A 24,702-nucleotide genomic window follows, 5' to 3' on the forward strand; every position below is an offset into this window, starting at 1 on the left:
CATTGCCGGTGGATCCTCACGGTTCCCTGCACGGCAACGGCCTCCTCGTCACAACTGCCCTGTGCCCGACCGTATCGGGCCCGAGCCGGATTCCGTGAGCGCCCGTCACGCGACGAACGCGCGGGCGACCCTCACGGACCGGCGTGCGGTGTACGGGGGCGTCAGGCGCCGACGCGGAAGCGGGCGAACTGCTTCAGCGCGACACCGGCCTCGTCCAGAACCTTCTGGACGGACTTCTTGTTGTCCTTCGCGAAGGGCTGGTCCAGCAGGGCGTTCTCCTTGAAGAAGCCCGTGACGCGACCCTCGACGATCTTCGGCAGAGCCTGCTCCGGCTTGCCCTCCTCGCGCGCGGTCTCCTCGGCGATACGGCGCTCGTTCTCCACCGTCTCGGCCGGAACCTCCTCGCGGGAGAGGAACTTCGGCGCGAACGCGGCGATGTGCTGCGCGATGTCCTTCGCCAGCTCCGCGTTCTCCTTGTCCAGCTCCACCAGGACGCCGACCTGCGGGGGCAGGTCGGGCATCGTGCGGTGCAGGTAGGCGCTGACGAACTCGCCGGACAGCTGCGAGAAGCGGTCCAGGACGATCTTCTCGCCGAGGTTCGCGTTCGCCTCGTCGACGAAGGCCTGAACGGTCTGGCCCGGCTTGATCTCCGAGGCCAGCAGGGCGTCCAGGTCGGCCGGGGAGGAGGCGGCGACGTGCTGCGCGACCTCGTCGGCCACGGCCTGGAACTTGTCGCCCTTGGCGACGAAGTCCGTCTCGCACTTCAGCTCGACCAGCACACCGGACTTGTTGTCGTCCGCGATGAGGGCCACGACCGCGCCGTTGGACGCCGTGCGGCTCTCGCGCTTGGCGACACCCTTCTGGCCCTTGACGCGCAGGATCTCAACAGCCTTCTCGACGTCGCCCTCGGCCTCGTCGAGCGCCTTCTTGCAGTCCATCATGCCGGCGCCGGTGAGCTCACGGAGCTTCTTGACGTCGGCGGCGGTGTAGTTCGCCATCCTTGAAATTCCTTCGGTGCACAGGGCCCCGCCGTGTGCTGATCGCCGGGCGGGGCTTGTCCGTCATGAGGTCACGGTGACGGCCGCGAACGGTCCCGCGCGAAGGCAGCGGGAGGAGGAGACACCCGGGCGCGGGCGCTCCCCGGACCGGACCGGCCGAATCGGTCTCGGGACTCGGGAAGTCCGAGAGGTGAAGCGAGTGACACACCGGTCGGCGGCGCGAGCGCGGCCCGCACCGCCGACCGGTGGAGGTCAGGCGTTCTCGTTCTCGGCGGGCTTGGCGGCCTCGGCCTGCTCGGCGTCGGCAGCCTTCTCCGTCTCCGGGGAGGACTGGACCTCGGCCTCGGGGGCGCTCTCGGCCTTCTCGCCCTTCTCGCCCTCGAGGAGCTCGCGCTCCCACTCGGCCAGCGGCTCGGCGGCCTTCTCGCCACCCTTGGCGGCCTCGGCGGCGCCGGAGCGGGCGATGAGGCCCTCGGCGGCGGCGTCGGCGATCACGCGGGTGAGCAGCGTGACGGAACGGATCGCGTCGTCGTTGCCCGGGATCTTGTAGTCGACCTCGTCCGGGTCGCAGTTCGTGTCGAGGATCGCCACGACCGGGATGTTGAGCTTGCGCGCCTCACCGACGGCAATGTGCTCCTTCTTGGTGTCCACGATCCAGACGGCGCTGGGCACCTTCTGCATCTCGCGGATACCACCGAGGGTCTTCTCCAGCTTCGCCTTCTCACGCGAGAGGACGAGCAGCTCCTTCTTGGTGAGGCCGGAGGCGGCCACGTCCTCGAAGTCGATCTGCTCGAGCTCCTTGAGGCGCTGCAGACGCTTGTAGACCGTCGAGAAGTTGGTCAGCATGCCGCCGAGCCAGCGCTGGTTCACGTAGGGCATGCCCACGCGGGTCGCCTGCTCGGCAATGGCCTCCTGGGCCTGCTTCTTCGTGCCGACGAACATGATGGTGCCGCCGTGCGCGACGGTCTCCTTGACGAACTCGTAGGCGCGGTCGATGTACGACAGCGACTGGAGCAGGTCGATGATGTAGATGCCGTTGCGCTCGGTGAAGATGAAGCGCTTCATCTTCGGGTTCCAGCGGCGGGTCTGGTGCCCGAAGTGGACGCCGCTTTCCAGCAGCTCCCGCATCGTAACGACGGCCATGGCCGTTCTCCTTGGTACTCGGTTGTCGTCAGCTCCGGCCGGACTGCCGGAGCTTGCCTGACGCCCCCGACGCGCTGTGCCCGGGAAGAACTCCTCGTCACCGGCACCGCCGGCTAGGGGAGGTCCTCCGAGGACCGAGAAACGCGGCCACCGGGTCAGGGTGGCGGGGCGTGCGAAGTCGACCCGGTCACCCGGGCCGCCACCAGCAGTGTACGGGACCCGTGAACCGGCCCGCTCCCCCGCTCCGGTTCTCTCACCAGCGCCCGGAAGCGCGGCAGGAGCGCGACGGAGCACACCCCGCACCCCACCCGTGACTCCCCGCAGCACCCCACCCCCACCCTGTCCATCCGCCACGCCCACCCTCACCCCCACGAGCGACCGTCCCCTCCACGCCCGCCCCCTTGTCCACAGATTCCGTCCAAGATCCCCCAACTCCCGGGTTCTGCACGAGAGTCGGCACATGAACAGTCAGCGCAGCAGGGGTGCTCGTCACGGGGGCACTTACAGCGGGGCCGCTTTACGGCAGGTCTGGGTCGGGGGGCTTGTCGGGGTCGGTGCGGGGGTCGGGCTCGGGCTGGGCCCTGGGCTCGGGCTCGACGCCGGGTCCGGGCTCACGGGGAGGGCACTCGCCGTCCCCGCCGGTACCACGCCGACCCGGGCAAGCCCCGTCGACCACGAACCCCCAGCACTTGTCACCCGCACCTGGCCCGTCCACGAACCTCACAGCACCCGGCCACCACGGATCATCCGCCCCTGGGACCCGCCACCGACACCCTGGGCCGCCGGCCACCGAGGCGTGGACCTCGAAGCCGACCCGGGCCAAGCCGTACGCGCCGCGGCCCCGGGACGCATCACCTTCGCCGGAACCGTCGCGGGCACCGGCTCCGTAACCGTCGAACACCCCAGCTCAGGCAAGCCACCACTCCGCACCACCTACACCCCCGTACGCCCCAAGGCACGCAAGGGAACAACCGTCCGCTCGGGCCAAACCGTGGCCACCCTCGCCGACGACCCCACCCACTGCGGCACGCCCTGCCTCCACTGGGGCCTCCTCCGCGGCAAGCGCTACCTCAACCCGCTCTCACTCCTACCGCCACAACTCCGCCACACCGGCCCCTCACGGCTACTCCCCGTCACCGGCGTACCCACACCCGAACCACGCGCCGCCCTCGCCGGGCCACACGCCTCCACGGGACCGCGCACACCCGTAGCCGCACGGACCGGCAGCGCTGGAGGTGACGCGCGCCTCGCCCCGGCGGTCATCGCCGCGGCACTGCTCGTCGGCGTCATCTGGGCACGCCGCCGCCTCGCACGCCCGCGCGGACGTCGCACACGAACGACGGCCGGACCGAGAGGGCCACCAGGCGCGTTGCTACGGACTGCCGTGCCGAGGCGGCCGCCACCAGGGGCTGCGTGGGCGGCTCTGCGTATGGCTGCGGCCGGGCCATGACGGCTGTCGGCGCGCGGGCGGTGTGTGACTGCGCGCGGCCTGACTACTGACCGGACTGAACTGGGGGTGGGGGGAGGGGGCGGGGGGGGAGCCCCCAAGGACCGCGACTCAGCCCCGCACCCCGCGCAGCGCCATGGCAACAGCTGCTTCGGTGATGTGTTCGGGGTCTTCGGCTGCGCCGAGTTCGATGCGGCGGACGGCGGCGTCGACGACGCCTTGGAGGAGCATGGCCGCCAGGCGGGGCTGTTCGTGGCCGAGGTCGCCGAGGGCTTCGACGATCATGGCGATGAGTCCGCCGTGGGCAGCGCGGATCTTTTCGCGGGCGCCGGCGTCGAGTTCTCCGGCGGAGATCGCCACGACGGCGCGGTGCCGCCGGTCGCCGACGAGGGCGAGCTGGCTGCGGACGTAGGCCTCGATCTTCGCTTCGGCCGTTTCCTCGAGCTCCATGGCGGCTTCGACTTCGGCCGCCCATACGGGGAAGTCGACGGCGCACAGCTCTTCGACCACGGCGGCGCGGGAGCGGAAGTACTCGTAGACGGATGAGCGCGCCAGCCCGGTGTGCTGCGCGAGGGCGGGGAAGGTGAGTGCTTCCGTCCCTCCTTCGGACAGCAGTGTTCGGGCAGCGTCGAGCAGTGCGGCGCGCTGCATGGTCCGGTGCTCGGCCACAGAGGCCGCTCGAATCCTGGGCACGTCACTACCTTACGAAGGCGGGTGCGGGTTCAGCGACCGGCGTCGGCGAGCTTTGCGCGTAGCTGCAGGACGGATTTGGTGTGGATCTGGCTGACTCTGCTTTCGGTCACACCGAGTACCTGGCCGATTTCGGCCAGGGTGAGTCCTTCGTAGTAGTAGAGAGTGACGACGGTTTTCTCCCGGTCCGGGAGGGTGTTGATGGCGCGGGCGAGGAGGCGTCGGAGTTCGCGGTCCTCGGCGACTTCGACGGGGTTGTCGGCGGCGGTGTCCTCGAGGGTGTCCATGAGGCTGAGCCGGTCGCCGCTTTCGCCGCCGACGTGCAGCAGTTCTTCGAGGGCGACGACGTTGGCGAGGGACAACTGACTGAACACTCCGTGGAGTTCTTCGAGGGGTACTCCCATTTCGGCGGCCACTTCGGATTCGGAGGGGCTGCGGCGCAGGGAGGCTTCGAGGGTGGCGTAGGCGCGTTCGACGGCGCGGGCTTTCTGGCGGACGGAGCGGGGGATCCAGTCCAGGGCGCGGAGTTCGTCGATCATGGCGCCGCGGATGCGGGTGATCGCGTAGGTCTCGAATTTGATGGAACGTTCCGGGTCGAACTTCTCGATGGCGTCGATGAGGCCGAAGACGCCGGAGGAGACGAAGTCGGCCTGTTCGACGTTGGGGGGCAGTCCGACACTGACGCGTCCGGCGACGTACTTGACGAGTGGCGAGTAGTGCAGGATCAGCTGCTCCCGCAGCCGTCCGTCTCCCGTGGCCTTGTACGAGCGCCAGAGTTCGTCGAGGGAGGTGGGTGCTGTGCCGCGCACAGCGTCTTCTACTGCAAGGGGTGCGGATGCGGTGGCCGTGCGGTCAGACCCGGAGATGTGCTGGGGCATTGGTCGCCTTGAGCCGTTCTGCAGAGTGGACGTTACGCGGGGTGCCGATGATGGATGCCTCGACCAGAACTGATGTGAGCGTAGCGTGATCAGGCCATCGCAGTACGCGATGAACGGCTGCTCCGGGATGCGCAGATACGTTCCGCTGCCCGCACTCCGGAGTTACGCGTTCAGGGGTGCTCATATCAGGCGCTCGGTGCACGAGCGGTCTGAACAAGTGCATATGGATCACCCTGTCATTCGATAGCCCCAGGTCAAGGACCGCCTCATCACTCGTTGGGGTTCCGGGGTGCGGGCCTGGCCAACTGCCAGGCGTCGCCCTGGCGTTCGACGAATCCGAGTGCGCACAGCTCGTGGAGGCGGGCGAGGGCGGCGTCGATTCCCAGCGCCGCCTCGTGTGCGAGGTGTTCGGTGTCCGCGGGGCCGTGGGCGGGGAAGGCGTCGAGGACGGACGCCGTTTCGCGGGGCAGGGCGTCCCGCGGGAGGTCGGCGCCGCGGCGGGCGGGTGCCAGTTCGCCGATGTTTCCCACGAGTTCGATCATTTCTGCCGCGCTGGTGACCAGGACGGCGTCCTCGCGGAGCAGTTCGTGCACGCCGGACGACATGGCGGACGTGACCGGCCCCGGGGTGCCCATGATGTGGCGCCCGAGTGCCCGCGCGTGCCGGGCTGTTGAGAGGGAGCCGCTGCGCAGCGCGGCCTCGATGACGAGCGTGCCTCGGGAGAGGGCGGCGATCACGCGGTTGCGGAGGATGAAGCGGGCGCGGTTGGGGTGGCCTCCGGGTGGTAACTCGCCGATGAGGAGGCCCTGTTCGCCGATGCGCCGGATCAGTTCCGCGTTACCGGGCGGGTATACGGAGTCCGGTCCGCAGGCGAGGACACCGACCGTGGCTCCGTCGCCGGTGAGGGCTCCTCGGTGGGCGGCGGAGTCGATGCCGTAGGCCGCGCCGGAGATCACCGTCCAGCCGTGGCGGGCCAGTCCGGCGCTGATGACCGAGGCCACGTGGGCGCCGTAGTCGGTGCAGGCTCGTGCGCCGACGACGGAGACGGAGCGCAGTGCGCAGAACCGTAGGGAGGGTGTGCCCCGGGCCCAGAGGCCGATGGGGCGTGCGGGGCCCAAGTCGTCGAGCTGGGCGGGCCATTCGGTGTCGCCGGGGCAGATGAAGCGGCCGCCGATCCTGGCGACGAGTTCGAGGTCCTGTTGTGGGGTGCGGGGTAGCCGGTGGGTGCGCAGGCGGAGCCCGGCCCAACGGTGGCTGCTGATGCCGGCGGGGGCGGGGGCTCCGGTGCGGAGTGCGTCGAGGGTGGCCTCGGGGCCGATGCGGGTGAGGAGGCGGCCGAGGGTGTCGTCGCCGGGTTCGATGATGTGGGTGAGGGCGACGCGGGCGAGGCGTTCGTCCTCGGGGGCTTCGCTCGGGGTGATGTCGGTGTCTCCCTTCTGTGGCGGGCGCGGGTTCACCGGGGCGGGCGGGGTTCGGTGCGGGTTTGTGGGGTGCCGCGGCCGATGCCGGTGCGGAGTTCGAGGGCCCGGTCGACGTCTTCGGTGGCGGGCCGGTCGCGGCCGGCGAGGTCGGCGATGGTCCAGGCGACGCGGAGGACGCGGTCCAGGCCGCGGGCGGTGAGCATGCCGCGGTCCATGTCGTCCTCGGCGCGGTCGAGGGCTCCGGGGGTGACGGGCCAGCGGGTCCGGAGTTCGTGTCCGGGGACTTCGCTGTTGGTGGTCCACGGGGTGTCGGTGTACCGGGCGGCGGCCCGTTCGCGTGCGGTGCGGACGCGGTCGGCGATGACGGTGGTGGGTTCGGGGCGGCCGCCGAGGGCCGCGAGTTCCGAGCGGGAGAGGGGTTGTACGGCGACGCGGAGGTCGACGCGGTCGAGGAGGGGGCCGGAGAGGCGGGCCCGGTAGCGGCGGACGGATGAGGGGCGGCATTCGCACCAGCCGCTGGGTGCCCCGTGTTGTCCGCAGGGGCAGGGGTTGGCGGCGAGGACGAGGAGGAAGCGGGCGGGCATGCGCATCATGCCGTTGGAGCGGGCGACGACGATGTGGCCGGATTCCAGGGGCTGGCGCATGGCGTCGAGGACGCGGGCGCTGCATTCGGCGGCTTCGTCGAGGAAGAGCACGCCATGGTGGGCGAGTGAGACGGCGCCGGGTCTGGGCAGGCCGGTGCCGCCTCCGACGAGGGCGGCCATGGTGGCCGAGTGGTGTGGTGCGCAGTACGGGGGTGTGGTCACGAGAGGGTTGCCGGTGGGGAGGGCTCCGGCGACGGAGTGGACGGCGGTGACTTCGAGGGCTTCGTTCGGGGTGAGGGGTGGCAGGAGGCCGGGCAGGCGTTCGGCGAGCATGGTTTTGCCTGCTCCGGGCGGGCCTTTGAAGAAGAGGTGGTGGCGTCCGGCGGCGGCGATCTCCAGTGCGCTGCGAGCGGTGGCTTGTCCGGCGATCTCGGCCATGTCTACGGGTGGTGCGGTTCCGCTGCCTGTTCCGCCGGGGAGTTGTCCGTGTCCCGCGGGCCCGGGGTGTCCGGTGTAGGCGGTGGTGCGGGGGTCGGGGGTGCCGTCGGGTTCGGGTTCTTCGGTGGGTTCCGGTTCGTCGGTGAGGAGGGCGATGAGCTGCCGGAGGCTGCGTACGCCGAGGACGGTGACGTCGGGTACGAGTGCGGCTTCGGCGGCGGCGTGTTCGGGGACGACGACGCGTTCGTAGCCGGCGTCGGCGGCGGCGAGAACGGCGGGCAGGACGCCTCGTACGGGGCGGAGTCTGCCGTCGAGTCCGAGTTCGCCGATCATCATCAGGCCGGCGATGGCGCGTGGGTCGATGCGGCCTGCGGCGGCGAGGACGGCGCAGGCGACGGCCACGTCGAATCCGCTTCCGCTTTTGGGGACGGAGGCGGGGCTGAGGCCGACGGTGAGTTTCATCTGCGGCCATTCGGCGGCGGAGTTGACGACGGCGGCGCGTACGCGGTCGCGGCTTTCGCTGAGGCTTTTGTCGGGGAGTCCGACGAGGGTGAAGGAGGCGACTCCGGGTTCGAGGTCGGCCTGTACTTCGACGGGTACGCCTTCGACGCCGACGAGGGCGACGGAGCAGGTGCGCGCGAAGCCCATCAGAGCACCCCCTTGACGTGCTGGACCTGGGGTGCGCCGCGGGCCGGGACGAGGACGCCGATGAGGTCGATGCGTACTCCGCCGCCGGGGACGTTGCCGTACCGGGCGAGCCAGCGTTCGCTGAGCCAGCGGGCGGCGAGCCGGCGCAGGCGGGCGGCCTTGCGGGGCGAGAGCGCGGCCATGGGGTCCTGGTAGGGCTGGGGCGTCGCGGGGCGCGGCTTTCCGGGTGCCGTGCGGTCGCGGTGTACCTGCCGGGTTTTGACCTCGCAGATGACGAGGGCGTCGCGGTCGCGGGCGATGATGTCGACTTCGCCGTCGCGGCAGCGCCAGTTGCGTTCGAGTACGGCCATGCCCGCTGCGCGGAGCTGCCGGGCGGCGAGATCTTCGCCGTAGCGTCCGAGTGCACGTCGTGCGTCCATGCGCACCACCTCCGGGCGCCTACGGTGGCGGCTGCCGGAGCTGCGTGGGGATCTTGGTCGTTTTCTGTGGATGACGGAGGACCTGTGGACAACTCCGTCACCCTCGGCCGGACGTGAGGCAGACTCCCGGTCATTGCCTTGTCCTGGAGGTGGTCAGCCCTTGAAGCCGGAGTCCTCGGGGAGGTCGAGGTCGCTCTTGTTGAGCTCCTCGATGTTCACGTCCTTGAAGGTGAGCACGCGCACCTGCTTCACGAAGCGCGCCGGCCGGTACATGTCCCACACCCAGGCGTCGGCCATGGAGACCTCGAAGAAGACCTCGCCCTGGACGGAGTGGACCTGCATCTCGTAGTCGTTGGTGAGGTAGAAGCGCCGTTCGGTTTCGATCACGTAGTTGAACAGCCCGACGACGTCCCGGTACTCCCGGTAGAGCTTCAGCTCCATCTCGGTCTCGTACTTTTCGAGATCCTCCGCGCTCATGGCATGTTCCCCTTCAGCCGTGCGTCTCCCCATTGTGCTTCAGCGGTGTCGTTGTGCGTCAGCGGCGTCCCGTGTCCGCGGTCCGTCGCCTGGTGAGGGGGCCGTATGCGGCGCCGCCGAGGATCAGTACGGCGCCGGCGACGACGGCGGTGACGAGGAGCCGGAGCGGTCCGGGCTGGGAGGTGCCGCCGGGGAGCTGTTCGAAGCCGGTGGGCGGGGCGAGCATGCCGAGGTCGGCGCTGGGCCAGGCGACGGCGTCGACGCGGGCCTGGACGGCGGTGCGGGGCACGGCGCCGCTGTCGCCTTCTTCGAGGTGGACGCGGGAGTCGAGGGAGTCGATGCGGTTGTCGCCGAGGAGGAAGAGCTTGCCGTCGGGGACGGTGGTCTGTGGGAAGGAGGTCTGTGAGTCGGGTCCCTTGTCCTTCAGGTACGGCTCGTCGAGGGGGTCGCCGTTGACGGTGACGCGGCCGCCGTCGCCGCAGCAGGCGATCTTGTCGCCGCCGACGCCGATGACGCGTTTGACCATGGGGACGGTGCCCCACAGGTCGTCCTGGAAGACGACGACGTCGCCGCGGCGCACGTCCTTGCCGTCGATGCGTTCGGCGAGGACCCGGTCGCCCGCTTTGACGGTGGGGTTCATGGAGTCGGTGGGGACGCTGTAGGGCTGGTACAGGAGGGCGCCCCAGAGGAACGCGCCGAGGAAGAGGACGCAGCCGAGGGCCACGGCGGCTCCGGACAGCGTGTTGCCGAGGGTGCCGCGGCGCCCGTCGCCCCGCCCTGACTTGCCCATTCCGTACAACTCCCTGGTGGCTCGCCGTAATGATCTGGGCGAACCTTACCCGGGGTACGCCGAGGGGTCAGCCCGTGATCGACGTCTCGGTCGACTCACGGACTGACCCCTGGTCCGGCCGCGGAACGGCCGGTGGTGCGAGCTGGTGAACGTTCGGAGAAGGTCCTACGGAGAGGTCGCGGAACCGGTGCTTCCGGCCGGAGCGGCACCGGACACGGCGGCCGCCTCGGTCTCCTCGCGGAGCTTGTTGATCAGCCGCTTGCGCCGCCACAGCACGAGCGGCAGCGCACCCGCGACGCCGAGCGCCGCCGGGGCGCCCGCAGCGGCCTTCGCGGCGATGCCCTTCTGCTCGAAGGTGTCGGGGACGGGCAGTCCCTGCCAGCGGTTCACGGGCCAGGCGACGACGATGGCGCGGCCGACGACGTCGTCCTCGGAGACGGTGCCGCCGCCGCTGAGCTCCTGGTGGTAGCGGGAGTCGAGGGAGTCCTGGCGGTGGTCGCCCATCACCCAGATCCGGCCCTCGGGCACCTTGATTGGCCCGAACGGCCGGTCGTCGCAGGAGGAGTTGCCCGGGTACAGGTAGTCCTTCTCATCGAGCTTCTTGCCGTTGACGCTGACGGTTCCGCCGCGCTCGCAGGAGACGGTGTCGCCGCCGACGGCGATGACCCGCTTGATCAGGTCCTTCTCCTCGGCGGACGGCATGAGTCCGATGAAGCTGAGGCCCTTCTGCACGACGGCGCCGAAGCCCTCGGCCTGCGGGACGGGGGACTCGCTGAGCCAGCCGCCCGGGTCGTGGAAGACGACGACCTCGCCGCGTTCGGGCTTCGAGCCGAACCACGGGGTCAGTTTGTCGACAAGCACCCGGTCGCCCCGCTGCAGCGTGTTCTGCATCGAGTCCGACGGGATGGAGAACGCCTGTACCAGGAAGGTCTTGATCAGCAGCGCCAGCACGAGCGCGATGAGGACGAGCAGCGGCAGTTCCTTCCAGAAGGAACGCTGCTGCTGTTTCTTCTTGCCACCGACGGCCGAACTGCCGCCTCCCGCACGGCCGGCGGCCGGATCTTCTCCGGCGTCGTTGGTGCCCGCGCTGTCACTCACGCTGCTGCCACTGCCTTTCTCCACGGTCCGTGTCCGCCCGCGCGACTCGTCCCGTACCTGGTTTGCGTCCTGGCGCCCCGGTTCCCGGTCGCCATCGCCGGAACCGGACCGTGCGCCGACCGCCACGTCCCCCACATTCACTCCTCACACTGCGCTGCCGCCTGCCCGGAAGCCGGTACAGGCCCACCACTCCCATAACGAGCGGGAGTTCCGCAGGGATCGGGAGCTGTGCCACCTGATTGGCTCCGCCGCTGGCCGCCGTGGCGCCGGAGGCGTTGGGCACGGAGTCGAAGGCGCCCTCGTCCCCCAGCTGCCGCCAGTGGTCGAAGGGCCAGGCGATGACGACCGCGCGGCCGACGATCAAGTCCTCAGGCACCGTACCTCTGCCCTTGTCGTCGAGGTGGAACCGGGAGTCGGCGGAGTTCGCGCGATGGTCTCCCATGACGAACACGCGTCCGATGGGAACGGTCACCTTGAACCGGATTTCGGAGGGTTTGTTCCCCGGGTGCAGGTACGGCTCGTCGAGCGGTTCGCCGTTGACCTTCACTTTTCCGTCCTTGCCGCAGCATTCGACGGTGTCGCCGCCCACGGCCACGACCCGCTTGATCAGGTCCTGTTCGTCGTCCGAGGGGAGGAGGCCGATGAAGGTCAGCAGGCTCTTGATACCGAGCGGATCGCCGCCCTCGCTCTTCTTCTCCTCCTTCTCCAGCCAGCCGCCGGGGTCCTTGAAGACGACGACGTCGCCGCGTTCGGGCTTCGAGCCGAACCACGGGGTCAGTTTGTCGACAAGGACGCGGTCGCCGATGCGGATCGTCTGTTCCATCGAACCGGACGGGATGACGAACGCCTGGACGAGAAAGGTCTTCAGCACCAGCGCGATGACGAGGGCGACGCCGATGAGGATCGGGATCTCCTTCGTCGCGGAGAGCCGCCGGCGGCGCTTGATCCGCTTGGCGGCGCGGCGCCGTTCCGCCCGCCCCTGGCCCGCCCTGCGCGTCGGCGGCTCGTCCGAACCGGAACCCGAACCGTCGGGCGTACCGGTGGCCGCGGTGAGCCGCATCGTGTCCTGGGCGCCGGGCACATGGCTGTCGGCCGGCCCGGGAAACGGAGCAGAACCGTTCCGGCTCACGCCGCCGTGCCCCGGCACACCGGCCGTACCGTTCGGGGACGTGGCCCCCGCCCCGGCACCGGCGCCGGGAGGCCCGTACGCCGTGGCGCCACCGGGGTCACCGGCGCCGGAGTAGTCGAAGGGCTCGGTGTACGCGTACGCGCCGGGGTAGCCGCCGTTCACGCCGGGCGCCTGCCCGTTCGTGCCCCCGCCCGGAAACGGAGCGGAAGCGGAGGGCGGCGGCCCGCCGTTGGCCGAAGTCCCGCCCGGCGCCTGCCCGTTCGGGCCGGGCCCGGGCGGTCCACTCACGGAGAAGCCCGGCGGCCCGTCCGGCGGAAACCCCGGCGGCCCGTTCACCGACAGCCCCGGCACCCCGTTCCCGGTACGCCGCGCCCCGTCGGCCGCCCCGCCCGGACCGTAGACGTCGTCCCCGTCCCCGTATTCGCTCGGAACCCCGTAGTCGTACGGGCGGCGCTGTCCGCCGCGGTCAGCCATGCCCACCGGTCCCGGCACGCAACGAGGTCCACCGGTCGGAGGGCCAGCCGATCCAGTCGGCGCGGCCGATCACCTTCTCCTCGGGGACGGTGCCGCCGCCGGGGGTGCCGAGGTGGTCGCGGGAGTCGCTGGACTCCGAGCGGTGGTCGCCCATGACCCACAGCCGTCCCTCGGGGACGGTGATGTCGAACGGCACCGCGGACGGATCGTCGCCGGGGTAGAGGTATCTCTCGTTCACCGGTTCGCCGTTCACGTCGATCCTCCCCCGCTTGTCGCAGCAGCGGACCCGGTCCCCGCCGGTCCCGACCACGCGCTTGACGTAGTCCGTCTCGGACGGTTCGACCAGGCCGACCGCCGCCCCGGCCTCCCGCAGCAGACCGGTCACCGGATTACCGTCCGAGGCTTCCTCGTCGACGAAGGAGCCCCGGCCGTCAAAGACCACAACGTCTCCGCGCGCCGGATGGTTGCCGAAACCGTAGGCGAGCTTGTTCACGAGGACGCGGTCGCCCACCTCGAGGGTGGGCCGCATCGAGGTGCTGGGGATCAGGAACGGCTGCACGACGAAGGCGCTGACCAGCAGGAGCGCCACGAGGACCGCCATGGCGGGCAGCCCAAGACGAACGGAGCGCGACCAGCTCCCCTGCCCCTCGTCGTCGGGGGCGGAAGAGCGGTCACGCTCCGTTTCGTCGTTGCTCTGCGCGTCGGTGTCCATCGGGCCGAAAGCTTATCCGGCAGCCGTGGGACCTCCGACAGCGAGACCTGCTCGGATCTCGCGGAGACCTGCTCAGGCCTCGCGCTTCTCCTTGATCTTCGCAGCCTTGCCGCGCAGGTCACGCAGGTAGTACAGCTTGGCGCGACGGACGTCACCGCGGGTCACACGCTCGATCTTCTCGACGATCGGGGTGTGCACCGGGAAGGTGCGCTCGACGCCCACACCGAAGCTGACCTTGCGGACCGTGAAGGTCTCGCGCACGCCGTCGCCCTGACGGCGGATGACGACGCCCTTGAACTGCTGCACACGGGAGCGGTTGCCCTCGATGACGCGGACGTGGACGTTGACCGTGTCGCCGGGGCGGAACTCCGGGATGTCGCTGCGCAGGCTGGCGGCGTCGACGCTGTCGAGAAGGTGGGACATGTCCGTCTGCTTTCCTCGCCGATGCCACAGGTCATCAGCGGAATGATCGTGATGCTGAATGGGATGCCGTCACGTCTCACGGGCGTCGGTCCCCCTGTGGCAGGGTCGCGCGCGGACGTGAAGCAGCGGCCTATTCTTCCACGGCCTCGCCCGGCCGCCCAAATCGGCCGTCCGTTCCCTGCTGCCAGCCCAGTTCCGCGAGCGTCGCCCGGTCGCGCTTGTCGAGGGCGGCCGGGTCGCAACGGGCGATCAGGTCCGGGCGGTTGGCGCTGGTGCGGGCGAGCGCCTGGTCCCTGCGCCAGCGGGCGATGCGGCCGTGGTGGCCGCTGAGCAGCACCTCGGGGATGCCGCGGCCGCGCCACTCGGGCGGCTTCGTGAAGACGGGGCCCTCCAGCAGGTCGGCCATCGCGCCGGGGGCGAAGGAGTCGTCGCGGTGCGACTCGGCGTTCCCGAGCACCCCGGGCAGCAGCCGCGCGACGGCCTCCACCATGACGAGGACGGGCGCCTCTCCGCCGGCGAGCACGTAGTCGCCGATGGACACCTCGCGGACGTCGAGCCGCTCGCCGTACTCCTCGATGACGCGGCGGTCGATGCCCTCGTAGCGGGCGGGGGTGAAGACGAGCCAGGGCCGCTCGGAGAGCTCGACGGCCAGTTCCTGGGTGAACGGCTCACCGCTCGGCGTCGGCACCACCAGCACCGGCCGCTCCCCCGCCGCCTCGGGGCCGTCGTCCCCGCCGGTGGTGAGGATGTGGTCCAGGGCCTCGCCCCACGGCTCGGGCTTCATGACCATGCCGGGGCCGCCGCCGTACGGGGTGTCGTCGACGGTGTGGTGCCGGTCGTGCGTCCAGGAGCGCAGGTCGTGCACGCGGACGTCGAGCTGTCCGCGGGCGCGGGCCTTGCCGACGAGGGAGACGTTCAGCGGCTCCAGGTACTCGGGGAAGATCGTGACGACGTCGATCCTCACCGCGCCGCACCCTCGTCCGGGCCGTCCTCCGCGGGCTCGCCCAGCAGGCCGGGGGGCGGGTCGATGACGACGCGCTGCTCGTCCAGGTCGATCTCGGGCACGATCTCGGCCACGAAGGGGACGAGCACCTCGCTCTCGTCCGGGCGCCGGACGATGAGCAGGTCCTGCGCGGGGAGGTGGGCGACCTCCTCGACGCGGCCGACGGCGGTGCCGTCCGTGGTGACGACGTCGAGGTCCACGAGCTGGTGGTCGTAGAACTCCTCCGGGTCGTCCGGCTGCTCCTCCGGGTCGACCTCGGCGATGAGCAGGGTGTTGCGCAGGGCCTCCGCCGCGGTGCGGTCCCGCACGCCCTCGAAGCGCAGCAGCAGCCGGCCGCTGTGCACCCGCCCGGAGGCGATGGTGAGCGGGCCCGTTGCGGCGGGGTCGGTGGCGAGCCGGGCGCCGGGGCCGAGCCTCCGCTCGGGCTCGTCCGTACGCACCTCCACGGTGACCTCGCCCTTGATGCCGTGGGCGCGGCCGATACGCGCGACGACTAGCTGCACTGTGTTCTCCGTGCTCGTGACTGGCGAAACCGTCCGGCCGTGCGGGCCGGACAAGCGAACACGGGCCGGGGACGGCGAACTGCCGTTCCCGGCCCGTGCCGGTGTTGCATGCTGCGGCTCAGTGGACCTGGTCCACGTCGACGAGGTCGACGCGGACGCCACGGCCACCGAGCGCACCCACGACGGTGCGCAGAGCGCGCGCGGTCCGGCCGTTACGGCCGATGACCTTGCCGAGGTCGTCGGGGTGGACCCGGACCTCCAGCACGCGCCCCCGGCGCAGGGTGCGGGATGCGACCTGCACCTCGTCGGGGTGTTCGACGATGCCCTTCACCAGGTGCTCGAGGGCTTCCTCGAGCATCCTCAGGCCTCGGTCGACTCGGTGGACTCGGCCTCGGCCTCGTCCGCCTTCTTGTCGGCCTTCTTCGCCTTCTGCGTGATGGCCTCGCCCTTGGGCTCGTCACCGGCCGCCTTGGAGACGGACTCGAAGAGCGTGGAGTAGTCGGGCTTCGGCTCGGCCGTCTTCATCGGCTCGGGGGCCGGCAGACCCTTGAACTTCTGCCAGTCGCCGGTGACCTTGAGGATGGCCTCGACGGGCTCGGTCGGCTGCGCGCCGACACCCAGCCAGTACTGCACGCGCTCGGAGTCGAGCTCGATGCGGGAGGGGTTCTGCACCGGGTGGTACAGGCCGATCTCCTCGATGGCCCGGCCGTCACGGCGGGTACGGGAGTCGGCGACGATGATGCGGTAGTGAGGCGAACGGATCTTGCCCAGACGCTTCAGCTTGATCTTGACTGCCACGGGTGTGGTGTCTCCTGGTCTTGACGTGGGTGGGCACCGAAGTTGCCGCGTGGGGTTGCAGAACCCGAGTGCCCGATGGACGCGTCAGCCGGAGGAGAGAGGGGTCCTGTGCGACTGTCGAGTTCAGCTGGCCATGATGCCACACATGGCCGAATGCGCCGAACCTGATCCCCCGCTCCCCCGGCCCTCCACAGCCCGCGCTCCCGCCCGGTGACGGCGGCGGTTCAGCCGACGGCCGCGACGGCGGGGGCCTCCGGGATGCGGAACTGCTTGCCGCAGGCGCCGCACATGATCGGCGCCTGCGCGAGCACCGAGGGGACGACGCGGACGTTCCGCCCGCAGTCGCACACCGCCTTGACGCGTACGCCGCCGCCGGAGGAGCCGTGCCGGGCGGCGGGGCCGCGGAAGCTCTTGCCGGTGTCCGTCTCCGTCGCGGTGCTGTACGCCTTGAGCGCGCGCGCCAGGCGTTCCATCGTCGGCCGGTACCGGCGCCGGGTCTCGGGGGTGAGGCTGACCAGCGAGAAGCCGCTGCTGGGATGCGGTTCCTCGGCGTGCTCCAGGCCCAACTCCTCGGCGATCGCGAGGAAACGGCGGTTGTGGTAGCGGCCGGCCCGGGACGTGTCCCGGATACCGCGCGCTGCGGCGATGCCGTGCACGGCCTCGTGCAGCAGCCGTTCGAAAGAGAGTCCGCCGCCACAGGCGGACGACGACTCTCCGATCAGGGATTCGGGCGCGGCCAGGTCAGGCAGCTCTCCGTGGTGCCGTTGAATATCGGCCCAGGCGGCTGCCAGTTCGGCGGCGAGAACTGGTGGTGTCGTGCTCACGTCGTGCCCAACGAGCCGGAACGCCGTGGTGTTCCGATTCCGGGTCATCGCAAATATTTTGCACGTACCCGTCAGTTCACGCCGATGTGCTGGGACGAGGGCGGGTGGGCCGATCCGCGGCGAAGCCGCACAGCCGCCCGCAAGCCGGGACGTACCGTCGCGCATCGCGCGCCGGTCGCGGGCTCCCCCGCGCCGCTGTGCGCGCGGCCGTGCGCTGCGGGGACGGCAGGGGTTCCCCGGCGGTGGACGCAGTGACCTTAGCGCCGCTTCCTGTGCGCCCCGACGCCGGGGCCCGTCCGACGTACCGTGCGTAACCCCTTGCGGCGCAAGGGTCCGCGTCCCGGCGCCAACAGGGCCGCGCGGGCCGGGGGTTGGCGGCGGCCGGGCGGGGGTGCTCCGGCATGCCCGGGCGGCGGGGCCGTGCCACACTGCGAATTCGGGAGGTACCGGAGAATCCGTCGCTCGCGGCGCCCGTCGGGGCGCAAAGGAGGGGCGTGCGAGACACCCCGGTGCACCCCCTGGACGCATCGGCGGTTGCGCAGTTCCCTGACGTACGGGGACGACGCGGGCAGCGGCGTCAGCGGCGGGGGAACCGGCACACGATTCTTCGGCGGATTGGGGCGTTGCGATGGCACCCGCGCTCGTACAGCACCGGCACCTCGCGCAGCACACGCGCGACTGGGCCGAGATTCAGGAGCGGATGCTGGTGCCGCTGTTCGAGGCGGCGTACGAGCGGATGGACGTGGGTGAGGGGACGCGGCTGCTGGGGCTGGGCTGCGGTTCGGGGCTCGCGCTGCTGCTGGCTGCCTCGCGCGGTGCCTCCGTCGTCGGGGTCGACGCGGACGAGGCGCGGCTGGCGCTGGCGCGGGAGCGGCTGCTGCCGGAACCGGAGGCGGGCGGGCAGCCGTGGGACGCGCGGCTGGTGCTGGGTTCTCCCGGCGAGGTGCCGCCGGGCGGGCCGCCGCCGAATCTGGTCACCGCGTTCGACGCGCTGCCCTCGGCCGAGGCGCTCGCCCGTACCGCGGCCGGTGTGGAGCGCGGCACCCCCGTGGTGCTGGCGGGCTGGGGCCCGGCGGAGCGCTGCGCGGCGGCCCCGGTCCTGCGGCTGGCGGCCCGGCTCGCGGACCCGGCGGGCCCCGCGTCCGCCTCGCCCGGGACCGCCGGGGGCTGGGTGCCCGGCGGGCGGGACGATCTGGAGGAGCTGGCGCTGCGTTCGGGACTGCGGCTGGAGGGTTCGGGCCGGGTGACGTGCCCGTTCGGGTACGCGGACGTGGAGAGCGCGGTGCGGGGTCTGCTCTCGACGGGCCTGTACGAGGAGGCGGTGCGGGCGACGGATCTCGGCCTGGTCGTCAAGGAGTTGACGGAGGCGCTGCATCCGCACCGCCGGGCGGACGGCACGGTGTGGATGCCGAACCTGTTCCGTTACGTGATCGCCCGCACGGTCTGACCGTCGCCGGGCTCCTCGCGGGTGTCTCCCGGTGGCCATTCCTCGGCGGTGAGGGCGAAGCGTTCGTGGTCGCGCCAGGCATCGTTCAGGTAGAGCATCCGCGGGGAGAAGCCCTCGTGGCGGAAGCCGAGCCGTCGGGCCATGGCGAGTGAGCGGGCGTTGTCGGGCTGGACGTTGATCTCCAGCCGGTGCAGCGCGAGCCCCTCGGGCGGCGGGGCGAAGCAGTGGCCGACGACGAGCCGCATGCCCTCGGTCATCCGGCCCGTGCCGGCGTACGGCAGGTAGCTGTCGTAGCCGAGGGAGCCGTTGCGGAAGCGGGCGCGGACGATGTTCGCGACGTTGACGCGTCCGACGAGGCCGTCGTCCTCACGGTCGAGGATCAGCAGGGTGCGCAGCAGCGGGCCCTGCCTGCGGAGCAGGTCGGGGAAGCCGTCGGGCTCGACCGGGTTCCACGGGCTGAGGTGGTCGGCGGAGCGGAGCACCGCCTCGCGGTAGGCGGTCTCGTCCGACGGCTGCGGGGGCCGGATGTATACGCGCATGCACGACATCATCGGCCCCCGCCCGCGGGGAGATCACTTCGGGGGGAGCATGTCCTTGAACTCCTGCGGGAGTTCGAAGTCGCCCGGGCCCTGGCCGGCGCCGGGGCCGAGGGCGCCGCCGTTGGCCTTGCGCTCGGCGGCCTCCTGCTCCTCCTGCTTGCGCTTCATGGGGTTGCCGGACTGGCGCTTGCCCTTGTTCTTCTTCTGCTGCTTGCCCTTGGCCTTCTTGGTGCCGCCACCGCCGGGCATTCCCGGCATGCCGGGCATCCCGCCGGGCATGCCGCCGCCCTGGGCCATCTTCGACATCATCTTGCGGGCCTCGAAGAACCGCTCGACGAGGTTCTTCACGGCGCTGACGTCGACGCCGGAGCCGCGGGCGATGCGGGCACGGCGGGAGCCGTTGATGATCGTCGGCTCGGCCCGCTCGTGCGGGGTCATCGACTTGATGATCGCGGCGGTGCGGTCGACGTCCTTCTCGTCGAGGTTGTTGATCTGCTCCTTCATCTGGCCCATGCCGGGCATCATGCCGAGCAGCTTGGAGATGGAGCCCATCTTGCGGACCTGTTCCATCTGCGCCAGGAAGTCGTCGAGCGTGAACTCCTTGGGGCCCTTCTGCAGCTTCGCGGCCATCTTCTCGGCCTCTTGCTGGCTGAAGGTCTGCTCGGCCTTCTCGATCAGCGTGAGCATGTCGCCCATGCCGAGGATGCGGGACGCCATGCGGTCCGGGTGGAACGCGTCGAAGTCGTCCAGCTTCTCGCCGTTGGAGGCGAACATGATCTGCTTGCCGGTCACCTGGGCGACCGAGAGGGCGGCACCGCCGCGCGCGTCACCGTCGAGCTTGGAGAGCACGACGCCGTCGAAGCCGACGCCGTCCTGGAACGCCTCGGCGGTGGTGACGGCGTCCTGACCGATCATGGCGTCGACGACGAAGAGGACCTCGTCGGGGCTGACGGCGTCGCGGATGTCCGCGGCCTGCTGCATCAGCTCCTGGTCGATGCCGAGGCGGCCGGCGGTGTCGACGATGACGACGTCGTGCTGCTTGTCGCGGGCGTGGACGACGGAGTCCTTGGCGACCTGCACGGGGTCGCCGACGCCGTTGCCCGGCTCGGGCGCGAAGACGGCGACGCCGGCGCGCTCGGCGACGACGGACAGCTGGTTGACGGCGTTGGGGCGCTGGAGGTCGCAGGCGACGAGCATGGGCGTGTGCCCCTGCTGCTTGAGCCAGACGCCGAGCTTGCCCGCGAGGGTGGTCTTACCGGCGCCCTGGAGGCCGGCGAGCATGATCACGGTGGGCGGGTTCTTGGCGAACCGGAGCCGGCGGGTCTCGCCGCCGAGGATGCCGATGAGCTCCTCGTTGACGATCTTGATGACCTGCTGGGCGGGGTTCAGCGCCTGGGAGACCTCGGCACCGAGCGCCCGCTCCTTGACCCCCTTGATGAAGGCCCGGACGACGGGCAGCGCGACATCGGCCTCCAGCAGGGCGATGCGGATCTCCCGCGCCGTGGCGTCGATGTCCGCCTCCGACAGGCGTCCCTTGCCCCGGAGGTTCTTGAAGGTCGCTGCGAGGCGATCGGAGAGAGTGTCGAACACGGCGGTCGCGGATCCTTCACGTTGGGGGTCAAGTCGGCGGTCGGCCCCCAAGGGTATCCGTCCTCGCCCGAAGCAGTCAGCCTCGGTCGGGGGCCAGCGCCCGCCGCACCGCGGCGGCCAGCCCGGCGGCCCCCTCGGGCGGCAGCGGGGCGCCGTCGGGGCCGGTGACGTAGAAGGCGTCGACGGCGTTCCCGCCGAGGGTGCTGACGTGCGCGCTGCGTACGGTCACGCCCGCCGTCTCCAGGGCCCGGCCGATGCGGTGCAGCAGGCCGGGGGCGTCCTCGGCGCGGACCTCCAGGACGGTGGCCAGGCGGGAGGTGCCGGGCGGCGCGGTGACCCGGGGCGGCGGCGCCTGCCGCGCGGTCCGGTGCCGCGGCCGCCGGTACGCGGCCTCGCGCGCGGCCAGCCGTCCGGGGACGTCGAGCGAGCCGTCGAGCGCCCGGACGAGGTCGGCGCGGAGCCGGGCGGCGTCCGGCGGGGCACCCAAGGCGGCGGCGACGCGCCAGGTCAGCAGCTGTACGGGCGCCGCGTCCCGGCGGGCCGGCAGGACGCGCAGTTCGGCGGAGTGCACGGTGAGCCGGTGCAGGGCCAGCAGTCCCGCGACGGCGGACAGCAGGCCCGGGCGCTCCGGTACCGCGACGGCCAGTTCGGCGCTGCCCGGCTCGCCGGCCGCGCTCAGGGTGAGGGCCGGGCCGCCGGTGCGGCGGGCCTCGGCGGCCAGGTGTTCCGCCGCGGGGGTGGGCGCCGCGGGGGCGGACGGGGGCGCCGGGGGGTCACCGGCGAGCAGGGCGTGGGTTCTGCGGACCAGGCCGTCGACGAGCGCGGCCCGCCAGGCGGACCAGGCGGCCGGTCCGGTGGCGAGCGCGTCGGCGCGGGTGAGGGCGTGCAGGAGGTCCAGCGTGAGCGGGTCGCGTACGGCGTCGGCGACGGCCCGGACGGTCTGCGGGTCGTCGAGGTCGCGGCGGGTGGCGGTCTCGGCGAGCAGCAGGTGGTGGCGGACGAGGCGGGCGAGGAGTTCGGCGTCGGCGTGGCCGTAGCCGATGCGGGCCGCGGTGTCCCGGGCGATGGTCGCGCCGGTGACGGAGTGGTCGCCGGGCCATCCCTTGCCGAGGTCGTGCAGCAGCGCGGCGACGAGCAGCAGGTCGGGGCGGCGCACGTCGCGGGCGGCGGCGGCGGCGCGGACGGCGGTCTCGATCAGGTGCCGGTCGACGGTCCACCGGTGGACGGGGTTGCGCTGGGGGCGGCAGCGGACCCGTTCCCAGTCCGGGAGCAGGCGCGTGATCAGCCCTTCCGCGTCGAGGGCCTCCCATACGGGCACGGTCGCCTCGCCCGCGCCGAGCAGCGTGACGAGCTGCTCGCGCGCCTCGGGCGGCCACGGGACGGGCAGTGTCCGCGCGCCCGGCGCGGCGGCGGCCGTCGCGAGCCGGCGTACGGCGGGGCGTGCGAGCGGCAGCCCGGCGCGGGCGGCGGCGGCCGCGGCGCGGAGCGGGAGGACGGGGTCGAGTCCGGGGCGTGCGGTGCGGGCGAGCACGGCTTCGCCGTCGTGCTCGACGACGCCGTCGGCCAGGGGCGTGCGGGCGACGGGTGCCGGGCGCCCGGCGCGGGCGCGGGCGCGGAGGACGCGGCCGACCTCGCGCCAGGTGACCTCGCTCGCGTGGGCGAGGGTTCCGGCGGCCCGGTAGACGCGGTGGAGCAGCGCGTCGGCGTCGGGGAGGTCCAGCGCTGCGGCGATCTGGGGCTGGTCCTGGAGGGCGAGCCGGTCGGTGGCGCGGCCGGTGGCCAGGTGCAGGGTGTCGCGGATGTCGAGGAGGGTGTCGTGGGCGGCGGCCAGGCCCTCGCGGGGCGCGTCGGCGAGCCAGGAGGCGGCGACGGCGCGGAGGGCGGTGGCGTCGCGGAGTCCGCCGTGCGCCTCCTTGAGGTCGGGTTCGAGGAGGAAGCGGAGTTCGCCGTGCAGGCGGGTGCGTTCGGCGGCGAGTTCGCGGAGTGCGGGGAGCCGGCGGGGGGCGTGGGCGCGCCACCGGGCGAGGGTTTCGGTGCGCAGTGCGGCGGTGAGCGTCGCGTCCCCGGCGACGTGCCGGGCGTCGAGGAGTCCGAGCTGGGCCTTGAGGTCGGCGTCGGCGGTGTCGCGGGCCTGCGCGTGGGTGCGGACGGAGTGGTCGAGGGCGATGCCGAGGTCCCACACGGGGTACCAGACGCGGTCGGCGACGGCGGCGAGTTCGCCGGGTGGGGTGCGCCCGTCGTGGAGCAGCAGCAGGTCGAGGTCGCTGCGGGGCGAGAGCGCGCCGCGCCCGTAGCCGCCGACGGCGACGAGCGCGATCCCGGGCCGCTCGCCGAGGAGCCCGGCGAGCCACCGGTCGGTGAGCCGGGCGAGCGCGGCGCGGCGGGCGGCCCCGGTCCCGTCCGCCGCGCCGCCGTCCGGCCGCAGCAGCCGTGTCCGGGCCGTCGCGTAGTCGTCGTCCTCCGGTGGTGGACAGGCGTCGGGCGCGGGGCTGTCGGGCACGTCAGAGGGCGTCGGGGCCGCGGTCGCCGGTGCGGACGCGTACCGCGTCCTCGACGTGCTGGGTCCAGACCTTGCCGTCGCCGATCTTCCCGGTGCGGGCGGCCTTGACGACGATCTCGGTGAGCTGTTCGGCGTCCTCGTCCTCGACCAGGACCTCGATCCGCACCTTGGGTACGAGGTCGACGGTGTACTCGGCGCCCCGGTAGACCTCGGTGTGGCCGCGCTGGCGCCCGTAGCCGCTGGCCTCGGTGACGGTGAGTCCCTGGACGCCGAAGGCGCGCAGCGCCTCCTTCACGTCGTCGAGCCGGTGCGGTTTGACGACCGCGGTGATGAGCTTCATGCGTCCACCTTCGTGTGGTCGTCGGCCGTGGCGGTGTGCGCGGGCGCGCGGCGCTCGCGGGTGGTGGAGCCGCCGACGGACTGGAAGTCGTAGGCGGTCTCGGCGTGGAAGGCGTGGTCGGCGCCGGCGGTCTCGTCCTCCTCGGAGGCGCGGAAGCCCATGGTGGCCTGGATCAGCCGGGCGAGGAGCCAGGAGACGGCGAAGGAGAAGGCGAGCACGGCCCCGGCTCCGAGGGCCTGCTTGCCGAACTGGACGAGGCCGCCGCCGTCGACGGCGAGGAACCCGACGAGGAGGGTGCCGATGAGCCCGCCGACGAGGTGGACGCCGACGACGTCGAGCGAATCGTCGTACCCCAGCTTGTACTTGAGGCTGACGGCCCAGGAGCAGACGGCTCCGGCGACGAGGCCGATGACGAGCGCGCCGAGGGCGTTGACGTCGGCGCCGGCCGGGGTGATCGCGACGAGGCCGGCGATGGCGCCGGAGGCGGCGCCGAGGGTGGTGAACGCGCCGTGCCGGACGCGTTCGTAGGCGAGCCAGCCGAGGACGGCGGTGCCGGTGGCGAGCTGGGTGTTCATGGCCATGGTGGCGGCGGTGCCGTCGGCGGCGAGCGCGGAGCCCGCGTTGAAGCCGAACCAGCCGAACCACAGCAGGGCGGCGCCGAGCACGACGAGCGGGAGGCTGTGCGGGCGCATCGGCTCCTTCCCGAAGCCGATGCGGTTGCCGACGACGAGGACGGCGGCGAGGGCGCCGATGCCCGCGTTGATGTGGACGGCGGTCCCGCCCGCGAAGTCGATGACTTCGAGTTCGTACAGCCAGCCGCCCTCGGCCCACACCCAGTGCGCGACGGGGAAATAGACGACGGTGGCCCACAGGGCGATGAATACGGCCCAGGCGGAGAATTTGACCCGGTCCGCGAGTGCGCCGCTCATCAGCGCCGGGGTGAGAATCGCGAACATCATCTGGAAGACGGCGAAGGCGAACACCGGGATTCCGCCGTCACCGGTGAGGGATTCGGCGGTGATTCCCCTGAGCCCGGCGAAGTCGAGATTGCCGACGACGCCGCCGGTGTCGGGTCCGAAGGCCAGCGAGTAGCCGTAGAGCACCCACAGGACGCTCAGGATGCCCAGTGAGATGAAGGACATCATCAGCATGTTGAGTGCGCTCTTGACCCGGACCATGCCGCCGTAGAAAAAGGCGAGTCCGGGTGTCATCAGCATGACCAGGAACGCACTGAGCAAGACGAATGCGGTGTCCGCGCCGTTCATGGAACGTCTCCTCAGTAAACGCCGTCGCGCCGCCGGGGACGGGCGGTGGGCGTTGCGGTCGGGGAAGAGCCACAGCATGGCGAGGGGGCGTTTCCGAGAATTGCGCCGGGTGTTTCGCGTCGGT

25 protein-coding genes are annotated in these 24,702 nt (G+C 71.8%); 2 read left to right on the forward strand and 23 right to left on the reverse strand.

What is annotated here, in order from left to right; all coding sequences use genetic code 11:
- Positions 1–161: 161 nt before the first annotated feature.
- The gene (gene tsf, locus HCC30_RS21155) at positions 162–998 is read right to left on the reverse strand and encodes a translation elongation factor Ts (protein WP_169444208.1); all 837 of its coding nucleotides are present in this window, start codon (positions 996–998) and stop codon (positions 162–164) included.
- A gap of 252 nt (positions 999–1,250) precedes the next feature.
- Positions 1,251–2,141: a 30S ribosomal protein S2 gene (gene rpsB, locus HCC30_RS21160; RefSeq protein WP_169444209.1), complete on the reverse strand. Its 891-nt coding sequence runs from the start codon at positions 2,139–2,141 to the stop codon at positions 1,251–1,253.
- A gap of 460 nt (positions 2,142–2,601) precedes the next feature.
- On the opposite strand from rpsB, the gene HCC30_RS21165 reads away from it, so the two are divergent.
- The gene (locus HCC30_RS21165) at positions 2,602–3,591 is read left to right on the forward strand and encodes a M23 family metallopeptidase (RefSeq protein ID WP_240979777.1); all 990 of its coding nucleotides are present in this window, start codon (positions 2,602–2,604) and stop codon (positions 3,589–3,591) included.
- A gap of 108 nt (positions 3,592–3,699) precedes the next feature.
- On the opposite strand, the gene HCC30_RS21170 is transcribed toward HCC30_RS21165, so the two are convergent.
- The 16 genes from HCC30_RS21170 to HCC30_RS21245 all read right to left on the reverse strand — a co-directional run bounded on the left by HCC30_RS21170 (position 3,700) and on the right by HCC30_RS21245 (position 16,945).
- Complete coding sequence (locus HCC30_RS21170; RefSeq protein WP_169444275.1) at positions 3,700–4,239, reverse strand: TetR/AcrR family transcriptional regulator; 540 nt, start codon at positions 4,237–4,239, stop codon at positions 3,700–3,702.
- A gap of 71 nt (positions 4,240–4,310) precedes the next feature.
- On the reverse strand, positions 4,311–5,156 hold the full coding sequence (whiG, locus tag HCC30_RS21175; RefSeq protein WP_169444210.1) for an RNA polymerase sigma factor WhiG: 846 nt from the start codon (positions 5,154–5,156) through the stop codon (positions 4,311–4,313).
- 269 nt (positions 5,157–5,425) lie between these two features.
- A complete protein-coding gene (gene dprA / locus HCC30_RS21180; protein ID WP_169444211.1) occupies positions 5,426–6,613 on the reverse strand; it encodes a DNA-processing protein DprA in 1,188 nt (395 codons plus the stop codon).
- The gene (locus tag HCC30_RS21185; protein ID WP_169444212.1) at positions 6,610–8,247 is read right to left on the reverse strand and encodes an ATP-binding protein; all 1,638 of its coding nucleotides are present in this window, start codon (positions 8,245–8,247) and stop codon (positions 6,610–6,612) included. Before HCC30_RS21185 ends, dprA begins: the two co-directional genes overlap by 4 nt.
- On the reverse strand, positions 8,247–8,666 hold the full coding sequence (locus HCC30_RS21190; RefSeq protein ID WP_169444213.1) for a YraN family protein: 420 nt from the start codon (positions 8,664–8,666) through the stop codon (positions 8,247–8,249). The genes HCC30_RS21185 and HCC30_RS21190 overlap by 1 nt, the downstream gene beginning before the upstream one ends.
- Before the next feature lie 153 nt (positions 8,667–8,819).
- A complete protein-coding gene (locus HCC30_RS21195) occupies positions 8,820–9,143 on the reverse strand; it encodes a DUF2469 domain-containing protein (protein WP_169444214.1) in 324 nt (107 codons plus the stop codon).
- Positions 9,144–9,201: 58 nt separating this feature from the next.
- On the reverse strand, positions 9,202–9,933 hold the full coding sequence (gene lepB / locus HCC30_RS21200) for a signal peptidase I (protein ID WP_169444215.1): 732 nt from the start codon (positions 9,931–9,933) through the stop codon (positions 9,202–9,204).
- Positions 9,934–10,098: 165 nt separating this feature from the next.
- Positions 10,099–11,031 carry a signal peptidase I gene (gene lepB, locus HCC30_RS21205; protein WP_346776738.1) on the reverse strand — a complete coding sequence of 311 codons (933 nt, stop codon included), beginning with the start codon at positions 11,029–11,031 and terminating at the stop codon, positions 10,099–10,101.
- Positions 11,024–12,322: a signal peptidase I gene (lepB, locus tag HCC30_RS21210; protein ID WP_346776739.1), complete on the reverse strand. Its 1,299-nt coding sequence runs from the start codon at positions 12,320–12,322 to the stop codon at positions 11,024–11,026. The genes lepB (HCC30_RS21205) and lepB (HCC30_RS21210) overlap by 8 nt, the downstream gene beginning before the upstream one ends.
- Positions 12,323–12,626: 304 nt before the next feature.
- On the reverse strand, positions 12,627–13,346 hold the full coding sequence (lepB, locus tag HCC30_RS21215) for a signal peptidase I (RefSeq protein WP_169444217.1): 720 nt from the start codon (positions 13,344–13,346) through the stop codon (positions 12,627–12,629).
- Between the two features lie 72 nt (positions 13,347–13,418).
- Positions 13,419–13,769, reverse strand: coding sequence for a 50S ribosomal protein L19 (rplS, locus tag HCC30_RS21220; protein WP_169444218.1), 351 nt, complete (start codon positions 13,767–13,769; stop codon positions 13,419–13,421).
- 130 nt (positions 13,770–13,899) lie between these two features.
- Positions 13,900–14,733, reverse strand: coding sequence for a tRNA (guanosine(37)-N1)-methyltransferase TrmD (trmD, locus tag HCC30_RS21225; RefSeq protein ID WP_169444219.1), 834 nt, complete (start codon positions 14,731–14,733; stop codon positions 13,900–13,902).
- The gene (rimM, locus tag HCC30_RS21230; RefSeq protein WP_169444220.1) at positions 14,730–15,275 is read right to left on the reverse strand and encodes a ribosome maturation factor RimM; all 546 of its coding nucleotides are present in this window, start codon (positions 15,273–15,275) and stop codon (positions 14,730–14,732) included. The genes trmD and rimM overlap by 4 nt, the downstream gene beginning before the upstream one ends.
- Positions 15,276–15,393: 118 nt before the next feature.
- Positions 15,394–15,633, reverse strand: a complete 240-nt coding sequence (locus HCC30_RS21235) for an RNA-binding protein (protein ID WP_169444221.1) — start codon at positions 15,631–15,633, stop codon at positions 15,394–15,396.
- 2 nt (positions 15,634–15,635) lie between these two features.
- Positions 15,636–16,073 carry a 30S ribosomal protein S16 gene (gene rpsP / locus HCC30_RS21240; protein ID WP_169444222.1) on the reverse strand — a complete coding sequence of 146 codons (438 nt, stop codon included), beginning with the start codon at positions 16,071–16,073 and terminating at the stop codon, positions 15,636–15,638.
- Positions 16,074–16,297: 224 nt separating this feature from the next.
- A complete protein-coding gene (locus HCC30_RS21245) occupies positions 16,298–16,945 on the reverse strand; it encodes a hypothetical protein (RefSeq protein ID WP_206324118.1) in 648 nt (215 codons plus the stop codon).
- A 580-nt stretch (positions 16,946–17,525) separates the two neighbouring features.
- Here HCC30_RS21245 and HCC30_RS21250 point away from each other — a divergent pair.
- Positions 17,526–18,344 (forward strand): methyltransferase domain-containing protein, encoded by an 819-nt coding sequence (locus HCC30_RS21250; RefSeq protein WP_169444223.1) that lies wholly within the window; start codon positions 17,526–17,528, stop codon positions 18,342–18,344.
- Here the strand turns inward: HCC30_RS21250 and HCC30_RS21255 are convergent.
- The 5 genes from HCC30_RS21255 to HCC30_RS21275 all read right to left on the reverse strand — a co-directional run bounded on the left by HCC30_RS21255 (position 18,320) and on the right by HCC30_RS21275 (position 24,578).
- Entirely contained in the window at positions 18,320–18,883 is a 564-nt protein-coding gene (locus HCC30_RS21255; RefSeq protein WP_240979778.1) for a GNAT family protein, read from the reverse strand. The two genes, HCC30_RS21250 and HCC30_RS21255, sit on opposite strands and share 25 nt — an antisense overlap.
- Positions 18,884–18,916: 33 nt before the next feature.
- Entirely contained in the window at positions 18,917–20,473 is a 1,557-nt protein-coding gene (gene ffh, locus HCC30_RS21260) for a signal recognition particle protein (RefSeq protein ID WP_169444225.1), read from the reverse strand.
- Positions 20,474–20,549: 76 nt separating this feature from the next.
- Entirely contained in the window at positions 20,550–22,973 is a 2,424-nt protein-coding gene (locus HCC30_RS21265) for a [protein-PII] uridylyltransferase (RefSeq protein WP_169444226.1), read from the reverse strand.
- A 1-nt stretch (position 22,974) separates the two neighbouring features.
- Entirely contained in the window at positions 22,975–23,313 is a 339-nt protein-coding gene (locus HCC30_RS21270; protein ID WP_169444227.1) for a P-II family nitrogen regulator, read from the reverse strand.
- Positions 23,310–24,578 carry an ammonium transporter gene (locus HCC30_RS21275; protein ID WP_169444228.1) on the reverse strand — a complete coding sequence of 423 codons (1,269 nt, stop codon included), beginning with the start codon at positions 24,576–24,578 and terminating at the stop codon, positions 23,310–23,312. Before HCC30_RS21275 ends, HCC30_RS21270 begins: the two co-directional genes overlap by 4 nt.
- Between the last annotated feature and the right edge of the window lie 124 nt (positions 24,579–24,702).

The organism is Streptomyces sp. HNM0574 (assembly GCF_012726235.1).
Classification (GTDB): Bacteria; Actinomycetota; Actinomycetes; order Streptomycetales; family Streptomycetaceae; genus Streptomyces.